At 41.2% G+C, this 12,735-nt stretch carries 8 protein-coding genes; 3 read left to right on the top strand and 5 right to left on the bottom strand.

Going from position 1 to position 12,735, the window contains the following annotated elements; genetic code table 11:
* Both WS34_RS06525 and WS34_RS06520 read right to left on the bottom strand, forming a co-directional pair.
* The coding region (locus tag WS34_RS06525; protein ID WP_046403850.1) for a hypothetical protein at positions 1 to 341 on the bottom strand (341 nt) is incomplete at its 3' end.
* A gap of 59 nt (positions 342 to 400) precedes the next feature.
* Positions 401 to 988: an RNA polymerase sigma-70 factor gene (locus WS34_RS06520; protein WP_046403821.1), complete on the bottom strand. Its 588-nt coding sequence runs from the start codon at positions 986 to 988 to the stop codon at positions 401 to 403.
* A gap of 147 nt (positions 989 to 1,135) precedes the next feature.
* Here WS34_RS06520 and hisS point away from each other — a divergent pair, with 147 nt between their 5' ends.
* Positions 1,136 to 2,500 carry a histidine--tRNA ligase gene (gene hisS, locus WS34_RS06515; protein ID WP_013612075.1) on the top strand — a complete coding sequence of 455 codons (1,365 nt, stop codon included), beginning with the start codon at positions 1,136 to 1,138 and terminating at the stop codon, positions 2,498 to 2,500.
* A 188-nt stretch (positions 2,501 to 2,688) separates the two neighbouring features.
* Complete coding sequence (hutH, locus tag WS34_RS06510) at positions 2,689 to 4,179, top strand: histidine ammonia-lyase (protein ID WP_013612076.1); 1,491 nt, start codon at positions 2,689 to 2,691, stop codon at positions 4,177 to 4,179.
* Positions 4,180 to 4,251: 72 nt separating this feature from the next.
* Here the strand turns inward: hutH and WS34_RS06505 are convergent, their stop codons facing one another.
* Positions 4,252 to 4,488: a hypothetical protein gene (locus WS34_RS06505; RefSeq protein WP_013612077.1), complete on the bottom strand. Its 237-nt coding sequence runs from the start codon at positions 4,486 to 4,488 to the stop codon at positions 4,252 to 4,254.
* Positions 4,489 to 4,633: 145 nt separating this feature from the next.
* Between WS34_RS06505 and WS34_RS06500 the strand changes: the two genes are divergently transcribed.
* On the top strand, positions 4,634 to 10,324 hold the full coding sequence (locus WS34_RS06500) for an alpha-2-macroglobulin family protein (protein WP_046403848.1): 5,691 nt from the start codon (positions 4,634 to 4,636) through the stop codon (positions 10,322 to 10,324).
* A gap of 32 nt (positions 10,325 to 10,356) precedes the next feature.
* Here WS34_RS06500 and WS34_RS06495 read toward each other — a convergent pair whose 3' ends face one another.
* Together WS34_RS06495 and WS34_RS06490 are read right to left on the bottom strand one after the other, a co-directional pair.
* Complete coding sequence (locus WS34_RS06495; RefSeq protein WP_013612079.1) at positions 10,357 to 11,046, bottom strand: response regulator transcription factor; 690 nt, start codon at positions 11,044 to 11,046, stop codon at positions 10,357 to 10,359.
* A 105-nt stretch (positions 11,047 to 11,151) separates the two neighbouring features.
* Entirely contained in the window at positions 11,152 to 12,714 is a 1,563-nt protein-coding gene (locus WS34_RS06490; protein ID WP_254703187.1) for a sensor histidine kinase, read from the bottom strand.
* Positions 12,715 to 12,735 lie beyond the last annotated feature (21 nt).

Below are 12,735 nucleotides of genomic sequence, written 5' to 3'. Positions count from 1 at the left end.
ATAACGGCATTCTGCGGACGTACATATCCTTCCATTTGCTGCTGTTGCTCATTCCCACGGCCATTCCAAAGGATATATCCCGCCACACCTAACCCCAAAGGTAACACTACGGCAACTGCATACTTTATCACATTCCACCATAATCTCCGCTCCTTATTCCTTACCGTACCTATCTCCCTTTGTACTTTATCAAACACTTCTTCTATATCCAACTCCGGTTCTTTTACAGCCATATACATTTGGTCGACAACTTCCCGCACCTGCAATTCATCTTTGTTCCCCTCTTCATAAAGAGCTGCCCATACTTTACGGAATAATTCCTCTTTGGTACTTGTATCCATGCTCCTGCATTTTGAAATTCTTTTATAAAGAACATGAACATCCCGAAAGGGTGAAAAAATTATAGTATTTTTTTTAAGGAAAGTAAAAATAAAATAGTAAGATACATATTATCAGGAGATTTCTGAACCGTATTTTTTAATTTCTTATAAGCAATCTTCACTTGTGACTTTACTGTATTCACCGACACCCCCAATTCCTTGGCCGTATCTGTATAGCTCATTCCCTCAATTACAGACATCACAAATATCTTTCTACATCCTTCCGGCAATGCATCAATTACTTTCTTTATAGTCAATAATTTAGCATCTACATCAATCTCATCGTACGTCAACCCCGCTAACCATTCCTGCTCACGCACAATCTCTTTTTCCTGCCTGATCCGGATATTTTGATGCCGGATATAATTCAACACATAATGCCGCACACAAGAATATAAATAACCCTCTATGGCAATATCAGGCTTCATCTCCTTCCGATGGTTCCACAAATACACAAAACTTTCCTGAACAGCATCTTCTGCCACAGCTGTATCCCGATAAAGTCCTAATGCCACAAGCTGCATACTTCGCGCATATTTCCGGAACAAACGTTCAAAAGCCTTCACATCGCCGGCAATAAACTTATTTATGGTTATCTGATCTAACATGATTTCAATTACAAAATTGAAAAAAATAAATACAAACACAATTCTACCCAACAATTTTTTTCCAAAAAAATAAAAATATCACCAATACCATTATTTTTCAATCACACTTTTTATATACTTTTGTAAGGAAAAACAACAAATACAATTATGGCACAACTTCCTTCTATACCAAAGGGAACAAGAGATTATTCACCTGAAATCATGGTGAAGCGCAATTATATATTCGATACGATCAAGAGTGTTTTTAAACTATACGGTTATATGCCGCTGGAAACGCCAGCCATGGAAAACCTGTCCACTTTAATGGGCAAGTACGGAGAGGAAGGGGATAAGCTATTATTCAAAATCTTAAATTCAGGAGATTTTATCGGGAACATCTCCGATCAGGAATTATTAGAAAAGAATAGTATAAAGCTCACCAACAAGATCTCAGAAAAAGGATTACGTTATGACCTGACTGTCCCTTTCGCACGATTTGTCGTACAACATCAAAGCGAATTAACCTTTCCTTTCAAACGTTATCAAATCCAGCCGGTTTGGCGGGCCGATCGGCCTCAGAAAGGACGTTACCGGGAATTTTATCAATGTGACGTAGATGTTGTCGGAAGTGATTCGCTTTTGCATGAAGTAGAGTTGATTCAAATGGTCGACGAAGTATACCGGCGTCTGAAAATCAAGGTGCGTTTATTAATCAATAACCGGAAAATACTGGCAGGAATTGCAGAAATCATAGGTTATCCGGACCAGCTGACAGATATTACAGTAGCCATCGATAAAATGGACAAAATCGGTCTGGACAAGGTTAATGCTGAATTACGGGAAAAAGGAATCACCGAAGAAGCAATCGTCAAATTGCAACCTATTTTGAACCTGGAAGGAAGTAATAGTGAGAAGCTGGAAAAACTCAAAACTATTTTACAGGATAGCCCTATCGGTTTAAAAGGTGTCGAAGAACTATCCATTGTATTCGATTATCTGAAGGATGTGGACATCCGGACCGAAATCAAACTGGACCTTACCCTGGCCCGTGGTTTGAGTTATTATACCGGTGCTATTTTTGAAGTAAAAGCCTTAGATGTCCAGATCGGTAGTATCACCGGAGGTGGACGTTATGATGACCTGACCGGTATTTTCGGATTAAAAAATATGTCGGGAGTAGGTATATCCTTCGGTGCCGACCGTATTTTCGATGTCATGAATCAACTGGATCTGTTTCCCAAAGATAATATGACAACCACTCAGATCCTTTTCGTCAATTTCGGTAAGCAGGAAGAAAGATATTGTTTACCACTTCTCAAACAACTGCGGGAAGCCGGTATCAATGCGGAAATTTATCCGGAAGCCGCTAAAATGAAAAAACAGATGACTTATGCAGATAAAAAAGAGATACCTTTCGTAGCCCTGATCGGCGAAAATGAAATGCAAGAAGGTATTATCTCCCTGAAAAATATGCTATCGGGTGAACAGCATAATGTTACAATGGAAGAGTTAGTCGAAAGACTCAAGCGATAAGACGAATAAAACATTCATCAACCGGTATTTATGCAGATATATAAAAAGGAACATCGTCCCCTGAAAAGTCACGGATACGATTCCAGATGTCCATGATAAAATGAAAAAGAACAGTGAAAACGGGAAACAACTTTCACTACATGTGATGTGTGCATTTTTCAATTTTTAATTTTCAACATTCAATTATCATGGTACATTATATATCTCCAGCACCTCTTACATTCGAGGTCATCGATAAAATTTTAAGTAAGAATTACAAACTGGCTCTTTCCGAAGATAGTAAAAAATTAATCAACGATTGTAAAGCCTACCTGGATCATAAAATCGAGAGTTCTGCCAAACCTTTATATGGCATAACGACAGGTTTCGGTTCATTATGCAAAATCAGTATTTCCAAAGAAGACCTCAGCCAATTACAGGCCAACCTGGTGATGTCACACGCTTGTAGTCTTGGAGAACCGATTCATCAGGATATCATTCGTCTGATGTTATTGCTGAAAGCACATGCTTTGTCGCTGGGGAAATCCGGTGTGCAGTTAGTGACCGTCGAACGGATCATCGATATGTTCAATCATAATGTATTGCCGGTAGTCCGTGAATTAGGTTCTTTGGGAGCCTCCGGCGACTTAGCTCCTTTGGCCAATCTATTTTTACCTTTAATTAACGAAGGAGAAGTGTGGTATAAAGGCAAGATTTGCGATGCAAAAGCAATCAATGCCAAATTGGGTTGGGCCCCGATCGAACTCGGAGCTAAAGAAGGATTGGCACTATTAAACGGTACTCAGTTTATGAGTTCTCATGCCGTATATGCTTTATTGAAAGCTTTCAAGATTGCCAAATATGCCGATATCATCGGAGCGCTTTCATTAGAAGCTTACGACGGTCGAATCGATCCTTTCTTACCTCAGATCCAGGCCGCACGTCCTCACCCGGGTCAAATCGAAACAGCACGCAATATCCGTACTTTACTGGAAGGGTCCGAATTCCAGCAAAAAGAAAAAACACATGTTCAGGATCCCTACTCTTTCCGTTGTATGCCACAAGTTCACGGAGCCAGTAAAGACAGTATCATGTATGTCGCTTCTGTTGTAGAACGGGAAATTAATTCCGTAACGGACAATCCCACCATTTTCATGGAAGACGATTTGATTATTTCCGGCGGCAACTTCCACGGTCAACCTCTGGCTTTGGTGATGGACTTCCTGAGTATTGCTTTGGCAGAGTTAGGCAGTATATCCGAGCGGCGTACTTACCGGCTGATTTCAGGTGACCGGGGAAATATTCCTGAATTCCTGGTAGCCAATCCGGGCCTGAACTCCGGTTTTATGATTCCTCAATACGCAGCAGCAGCTATTGTAAGCAAAAATAAACAATTGTGCACTCCCTGTTCTGTAGACTCTATTCCTTCTTCCAACGAACAGGAGGACCATGTCAGCATGGGAGGAAATGCAGCGACGAAAACGGTTAAGGTTGCCGAAAACGTAGAACGTATTTTAGCAATAGAACTGATGAATGCAGCTCAGGCAATCGATTTACAGCGGCCAACCAAAACCTCACCTTACCTGGAAGAGTTCCTGAAAGAATTCCGTAGCATCGTCCCCTTCAACGGGCAAGACAGAGTGATGTATAAAGACATCGATGCCGCCACAGAATTTTTAAAACAAGGTGATTTCGAATAAAACCCAGCGATTTCTTCAGTAGAATATCCCCCAAGTCAAAAAAGCTTTGGGGATATTCCCGAAGAAATTCTTTCATTCATTACGATGTTTGCGCAGATAACGTGTCAAACTTCTTTCACCAATCAAAAGAAGTATAAAAATCCCCAGCAACACAAGGATACGCATACAAACCCCGGAATACAACGAAAAAGTAAAATGACGCATATCGATCATCATCACACTCAACAAAATCGATAAAACATCCAGATACATCACTCCCCGGATCAGTTTCAATCTTTTACTTTTCAATATCTTATTTCTACTTTCCATATTGCCAATAAAGATAACAATCCTAAAATAAAAGACAAAACTTTTCTTTTCTTACCACAAATTATTTTTAATTTTATGGAATTCCATTCGTTTTTGCATCTCTAAGACGATAAATATTTCGTATGTATCATAAAAATAGAAACAGATGAGACTAAGTAAACTTTTAATCGGCATACTATTATTTATAGGTTCAGCCACTTACGCACAGCACTCCCCGCAGGACACCTTGACGGCCTACTACTATCGATATCCTCAACAAGCCATCAAAGACGCCGAGGCACTATACCGACAAGCCATCAAAAACAACGATACCCCTTTACTGATCAAATCATTGATTTTAAAAACTACTTTTACATTAGCGATCGATCACGAGGACTATCCGGCAATATTAAGCGAAGTCGAAAAATACCTTTCCCAGGAGACGGATTCTGCCGGTATAGCTGTCATAAATTCCTATTGTGCCCAGCTTTATGCAGAGTACTACAATAACAACAGCTATCTGATCAACCAACGCACCCCCGTAACCGATTATATTCCGGAAGATATAGCAAGCTGGAGCAGTAATATTTTCGCCGAAAAAATCAAAAAATGTGTAGCAGCCTCTCTGCTTCCTGCCCGAAAATTACAAGAAACTCCTTTGAGCGCATACAAAGCCATACTGACTTCTTTGACTCCAGCGGATTCATTACGTCCTACACTTTACGACTTTCTTTGTTACCGGGCTATAAATATTCTTTTGCAAACCAATACTCCCGGCTTTGCAGAACCATCTTCCGATTCTCCTTTACTATTCGCTCCGGCCGACGAATTTATCGCCACTCCTATTCCCGCAGAACTAAAAGGGCGGTCGGCTACCATTTTGCAGATATGGCAAGAATTACTCCGCTTCCGGAAAAAACAAGCCAATCTCCCGGCTTTCCTGGCTACCGATCTGGACCGTCTGGAATATGCCAAAAAACTTTCTTCCGAAGACAGAGATTCCCTTTATCTAAAAGCTTTGCAGGAACTGACCCAAAAATACATCGGCAGTCCTTTTGTCATCGAAGTGATGGCTAAAGAAGCCAATGAATATGTACAAGCCCTATCTTCCTTTACATTTGGGCAATCTGCCGATCCACAACAACTCATCAAAGAAAAAGAAAAGATCATCAACTTCTGCGAAAAAGGGATACATTTATATCCTAAATATACACGTATCAACTTGCTACGTTCGATCGTCAGCGAAATGAAAGCTCCTAAACTATCGCTCCAACTCCCTGAAGTAATCTACCCGGAAGAAAAGGTTGCCTTAAAACTGACTTCACAGAACCTGGACAATGCCACCTTACAAATCTACCGAATCGATCTCACGACCGAGGCATACGAACAATTGAAAAATCAGGATAAGAACAATGTCCAACGTAAAGTTTACGAAAAACGTTTCACCTTAACTCCCAGTCTGATCGAACAAGATACCACCATCCATATCCCCCTTCCCGAAGCCGGACTCTATCAGATTTCATTAAATACAACGGAGACAAAACATAGTGTATCCCAAACTGTTATCGCCACCCGTTTATTTTCAAATTCTCAGAACAGCAAGAACCAGCAAATTTATTCCGTATACGATTCGAAGAGTGGCAAACCCATTCCCAAGGCCAAAATTCTTCTTTATAAACCCAACTATCCGGGTTACACCCTACTAGACACAGTGTTTACCAATTCCCGGGGACTGGCATTCTCTTCCCAAAATTTATCTAAACAAAATCTGGCTTATCAGGTAATCAATCCGGAGAACCCTAATGGTCCCATCAACCCGATATACCGGTGGTATACCTCTCCTACCTCTCAAAACCATACGACCTTAATCACCGACAGAAGGATTTACCGGCCAGGCCAAACGGTTTATTATAAAGGTATCGGCTGGAAAGCAACCCTAGATACCCTTTATACGCTGGAAGGTCAAAAATACAAAATCAGCTTTAAGGATGCCAACGACAAGGAAATCGCCCAACAAGAAGTAACATCCAACCGATACGGTTCCTTCACAGGAAGTTTCGTCATTCCGGCCCGCATCCTTAACGGATATTTTACCCTCTATACCGAAAAAGGTCAGACTACCATCGAGGTTGCGGATTACAAACGACCTGAATTCGAAATCACCTTTCACAAACCGACACGAACCTATTTTGTCGGTGATATCGTCCGGCTGGAAGGACAGGTCGGAAGCTTTTCCGGCGTAAAAATGGCTAATACCGAAATCAATTATGCCATTTCGGTATCATCGCCGATATTCTATTTTCCACATAGAGACACCACAATCCACGGTATTACCAGAAGTAACGCCGAGGGAAATTTCGAGATTACTTTTAAAGCCCAGGATATTCCGTCCTATCCCTCTTTCCGCAACTCCTATCTCTATGAAATAAAGGTAAAAGTGACGGATACCAAAGGTGAAACAGAGGAAGCGGGCACGAGTATTCCCATCTATTCCGGCAAAGCAACCCCAGCTTTACAAATCCCGGAACAAGTGAATAAACAACAACGTACTGCTTTTCATATCTCACTAGAGGAAATCGGCAACGACTCCAGTGCTTATCCGGTAAAGTACACCATACAAAAATTGGTATCCCCCAAACAATTACAAACCAATTTAGAAATCAAAGACACTATCGTAGAAAAAAACATCCTTGAAGGTCATCTAGACGTCTTCCGAAAAGATTCTATTTTTCCGGATTTAACCCAACAAACATCAGGTATATATTTATTTACAGTGGAATGCAACCAAATCAAGACAAATCGAGTCTTTTTCCTCTATTCCCCTCTGGATCAGAAACCACCTTTCCCGACCTACGAGTGGATTGTCAGAGAAAAGACCACTTGCCGTCCGGGTGAAACAGCACGTATTCTTTTCGGTACTTCAGTCAAAGAAGCCTATGTCAGATATGATATTTATACTTCCGATAAATTAATCAAACGGTCTTACCCTGTTCTTTCAGACGAAGTGCTTTCGATCGATATCCCTTTTCTGAAAGAATACGGAAAACAAATCTGGTTGTATATCTCCTATGTAAAGGACAAAAAGTTTTTCTCGGAGATCATCCCTATCCAAAAGACAGAACCGGATCGTAAGTTAACCGTAGAGACCAAAGTTTTCAGAGACCACCTTACCCCGGGACAATCGGAAAGCTGGAAATTTCGGGTTGTCGATGCTGCAGGCAAACCTGTGACAGCAGAGCTATTGGCCATGATGTACGATGCCTCCCTCGATAAAATCGCACCTTATTATTTTAATTTTCAACCGACTCACTTAAATCCTGGCGAACCTTATTCATGGGGGGCTCCATTCCATTATAACCTCGAGAACCGGATTATTTTGTGGAGTAATATCTTTAAACGTCCTTCTTATCCTGTCACACCTCTTTCTTTCAGTGAATTACAGACTTATGTATCTTCACATTCCCATTATCGGTTTTCAACCAAAGCGTTGGGAAATACCTACATGACCGGTTCAGCCAAGTTGGCTGCCAGTGATTTTGCAGAAGCGGCATTAGACGAAGCCGGATCATCCGGAATGCCAACCCCCGAAATAAACTACCGGGAGAACTTCCAGGAGACCGCCTTTTTCTATCCCCAACTACAAACAGATCCGGAAGGATATGTCGATATCAGTTTTACTATACCTGACGCGACAACCCAATGGAAATTCACAGCTCTCGCCACGACACCCGCCTTACTGTTCGGGCAATTATCCGAAACGATCGTTACTTCCAAACCGCTGATGGTACGCCCGAATCTGCCCCGTTTCCTCAGAACCGGCGATCAGACGGAATTGCAAGTAACCGTCAGTAACCTGTCGGATACTCTTCAGCAAGGCAAAGTAAACTTTGAATTTTTCGATCCGGCAAATCAAAAAGTTTTCATGCAGCAAAATCAGACTTTCCGGACACACCCCCAGGGCAGTCAAACGCTAACTTTCCAGTTCACTGTACCGGCAGATATCGATTTGCTGGGATTCAGAGTATCCGCTCAAAGCGGGCACTTCAGTGATGGCGAGCAACATTTGCTCCCCGTATTGCCGACAGAAACTTTAATCACTCAGACCTTACCGATCTACACGAATCAGACCGGCAAGCATACCTTTACGCTAAAACAACCCAACACCACGATCACTCCTTATCGGCTAACTTTCGAATTAACCGAGAATCCGATCTGGTATGCTGTTTTGGCTATCCCCTCCATACAACAACCTCAGAACGAAAATATCACCGACTTATCAGGTGCCTATTATGTCAACAGCATAACCCAGCGTATTATACATGCCAATCCTCATATCGCCGGAGTTATCCGCAGCTGGCATCTATCCGCAGACGACCCGACTTTATTGTCCAAACTGGAACAGAACCAAGAGCTGAAATCCATTTTGCTGGAAGCTTCACCTTGGGTAATGCAAGCACAATCGGAAACAGAATGTATACAGAGTTTGGTTCAATTATTCGACCAAAACAGATTAGATTACCAACAAAAAAGTATACTCCAAAAGCTTGCAGCATTACAAAATCCGACAGGAGGCTGGAGTTGGTTCAAAGGAATGTATCCGAGTCGTTTTATGACTGCCAATGTTCTTGCGATTATGGCCAGGGCTAATCTTACCGGCCAACGGGCTTTCAATGAGCAAGAGAAAGAGATGCAAATAAAAGCACTTCGTTACCTGGATAATGAAATCCGAAAAGATTTTGAGACAACTCCCCAACGAATCGGATACGAACAAATCCTTTACCTCTATGTCAGGAGTCTATATCGGGATATCCCCTTGGGAGATGCTTTGAAAGCACACAAATATTTTATAGCATTAACTCAAAAGCAATGGAGCGATTTCACTCTGTATGAAAAAGCTTTAACTGCCGTTACATTAAACCGATACGGTTTTAAGCAAGAAGCACAAAACATACTGAAATCCCTGCGCCAATATGCAGTCACGAATAATGAACAAGGGATGTACTGGCCTAATAACCGGAGACAAATTTACAGAAATTCAGCCATTCAGACTCACGTTGCCTTGATGGAAGCTTTTTACGAGTTAGAAGGGAATACGCCCGAGACCGAATTGATGAAACAATGGTTACTCCGGCAAAAACAAACTCAAAATTGGGGAAACGTTCCTTCTACCGTAGACGCGCTCTATGCCCTGCTGTTAACAGGGAAAGATCAACTGAATCAATCTGAAAAAATAACTGTCGAATTAGGGAAACAGACATTACCGGTCTCTACTACCGCCAATCCCTTAGGTTATTTAAAGTATACCTATACAGCATCCGAAATCCAACCCGATATGCTGAATGCCGATATCACCAAAACGACCGATTCTCCTAGCTGGGGCGGTTTATATTTGCAATACTTCGAAAAATTCGATCAGGTACAACAACAGAAAGGAATACTCAGTGTCACTAAAAAACTCTTTATTGAAAAAATAGGGTCGGATGGCAAGCAAGAACTCCTTCCTCTCGGAAAGGAAAAACTGAAAACAGGAGATAAAGTGATTACCCGCCTAACGCTTTCTTTAAAACAAGACATGGATTTTCTTTACCTGAAAGATTTCAGAGCTGCCTGTTTCGAACCCATCGGGCAGTTATCGGGCAATCAATGGAAATTCGGTACCGTATACTATGAAGAATCTAAAGATGCCGTTACCAATTTCTTTTTCAATTCTCTGGCCAAAGGTACCTACGTATTGGAATACCCGGTATGGGTAAATCAGGCAGGCACCTATCAGGACGGGATCGCAACTTTCCAAAGCATGTACGCCCCGGAATATACGGCCTATAGTGAGGCAGGAAAAATAACCGTAACCAAGTAACAAAAAAAGCTGAGGTTTACCCTCAGCTTTTTTTACTCTTCAATCACCAACCGGAAACCGGAGCCGTGAACGTTCTCTATCTTTATATTCTGATCATCTTTAAAATATTTCCTCAATTTAGTCACATAAACATCCATACTTCTGGCTGTAAAATAATCATTGGTCCCCCATATCTCGGTCAATGCTTTCTCACGGGGTAACAAGCCATCTTTATAATTATACAGCAATTCCAGCAGACGAGCCTCTTTCGGGGTCAATTTGATTTGTTCCTCATTTTTTGTGATCGTCCGCAATTCGGTATTGAACACATATTCACCGATAGTGATAAATTTCGGTTTAGGCTCGGCTTCTTCGTGTTTACTACGGCTAAGGATCGCTTTAATCTTCAAAATCAGTACTTCAGAATCAAAAGGCTTTACAATATAATCATCCGCCCCGATCTCATAACCTTGTTTCATATCTTCTTTCATACTTTTAGCCGTGATATAAACAAAGGGCACATTTCCATCGATCTCACGAATTTTTTTACCTAAGGTAAAACCGTCCATTTCAGGCATCATAACATCCAGTAAACAGATGTCGAACTTATCTTTCCGGAAAGCCTCCAAACCATCGTTACCATTCACACATAAAGTAACTTCATAATCGGATAATTCCAAATAAGATTTCAATACCGAACCAAAACAGGGGTCATCTTCCACTAACAATATTTTCTGTGCCATACTTTTTGATTTTTGACTTACGATTTACAATTTACGATTTCAACTTTTAATGCAAGGCTTTTCAAAGCTCTTTTCGTAAATCATAAATCTGAAATCTAAATTATTTTATTCTTTTTTAAATTCTATCTCTACCAAAGTTCCTTTATTTTTCCTGGAAGTCAATTTCACGCTTCCACCGTGCAACTCTACGATAGACTTCACATAACTCAGCCCCAATCCGAATCCTTTCACGTTATGTAAATTTCCACTCGGGACACGGTAAAAACGTTTGAATACTTTCTTCTGGGCTTCTTTCGATATGCCGATACCATGATCTTGCACTCCGATCAGATAAGCTCCGGTCTTTTCTTGTGTATATACCAATATCTCCGGTTTTCCGCCCGAATATTTAATGGCATTATCGATCAGATTGCATACAGCATTCATCATATGAACTTCATCTACCGAACGGATGAAATGATCGGCTTCAAACTTGCACTCCAAAGTTCCGCCGGCATTTTGGACAATGAGCATAAAATGTTCAGCTGCTTCTCTGACCATTTCATTGATATCTACCTCAGTCTTATTTATTTGCAATTCTCTCCGATCCAACTTCGCTTGTTGCAAGATCCGCTCGACGTACTTATTCATCCGGTCATTTTCACTCTTAATCATGGTATTGAATTTCAGGATCTGTTCCCGGTCGTTCAATACCTTATCTTTCATAATAGCAGAAGTAGCCAGAGATATCGTCGCTATCGGGGTCTTGAATTCGTGCGTCATATTATTGATAAAATCGTTCTTGATGACCGATAATTTCTGTTGACGCATAATGATAACGATCGTAATAATAAATACGAACATCAACCCGAAAATACAGAATCCGGAAGCTAAAAACAGCCACCCCATATTTTCCAGTAAGACCGGCTGCACCGACTCAAAGCTCACCCCCAGATAATATCCTTTTTTGACTAAATCCTGTTGAAACAGTTCCACATAATAAAAATTCTTAGGAGCCCCACCTTTTACCCTGTTCAGCAGTCCCTGTTTAGTCATAATCTCATAAGTGAAAGGCAAATGAATATTATAAGTCCGGAAACCATACAATAATAAATTATCGATATCAATATGAGCCAGACGTTGTTCGGCAGATACATTTTCAGGATCTTTTTCATGAAGCAAACGTATCAGAAATTCTTGCATCTGCTGACTGAGCTGTGCCAGTCTGGCAGCCCGTGCCGTACTATCCCGCTGAGGTAACTCCATCGACCGGATCGTTTGCTCGATAAATTCCTGATCTATTTTCTTCCCGATTCCGGAACGGGCATACGGGACAACTGAAAACAAATAGGAACGCTCACCTTTCAACCGATTGATATCGTTATTCAGAATATTAAACAAATTGTTGGAATACCATTCAGAGGAGGTTCCCCCTTGCTGGGAAGCGATCAGGTCATTGTAGTTTTTAATCTCCCCGATCTGTTCATTCATTTCCTGTTTGTATCTCAGGTAATTGAATTCATCGATCCGGTTGACCACCCGGTTCAATACATCGTATACCTGCGAAGTAAATTTCGTTTCCCGTTCCCGGATAGCATATTTTATCCACAGCCATTGCACAACGACTACTGCCGTAAATGCAGCCATCATCACAACCAAAAGAATTTTAATAATTGTCTTCTTTATCATACTCCAGGAATATCTCCGTAA

It is taken from the genome of Odoribacter sp. N15.MGS-14 (assembly GCF_000980245.1).
In the GTDB taxonomy this organism is placed as follows: domain Bacteria; phylum Bacteroidota; class Bacteroidia; order Bacteroidales; family Marinifilaceae; genus Odoribacter; species Odoribacter splanchnicus.
This window is presented reverse-complemented; position numbering and strand designations above follow the sequence as displayed.

Excerpts from the sequence above, each read along its gene's own strand:
- WS34_RS06520 (WP_046403821.1), bottom strand. The coding sequence starts at position 988 with ATGTTAGATCAGATAACCATAAATAAGTTTATTGCCGGCGATGTGAAG.
- hisS (WP_013612075.1), top strand. The coding sequence starts at position 1,136 with ATGGCACAACTTCCTTCTATACCAAAGGGAACAAGAGATTATTCACCT.
- hutH (WP_013612076.1), top strand. The coding sequence starts at position 2,689 with ATGGTACATTATATATCTCCAGCACCTCTTACATTCGAGGTCATCGAT.
- WS34_RS06505 (WP_013612077.1), bottom strand. The coding sequence starts at position 4,488 with ATGGAAAGTAGAAATAAGATATTGAAAAGTAAAAGATTGAAACTGATC.
- WS34_RS06500 (WP_046403848.1), top strand. The coding sequence starts at position 4,634 with ATGAGACTAAGTAAACTTTTAATCGGCATACTATTATTTATAGGTTCA.
- WS34_RS06495 (WP_013612079.1), bottom strand. The coding sequence starts at position 11,046 with ATGGCACAGAAAATATTGTTAGTGGAAGATGACCCCTGTTTTGGTTCG.
- WS34_RS06490 (WP_254703187.1), bottom strand. The coding sequence starts at position 12,714 with ATGATAAAGAAGACAATTATTAAAATTCTTTTGGTTGTGATGATGGCT.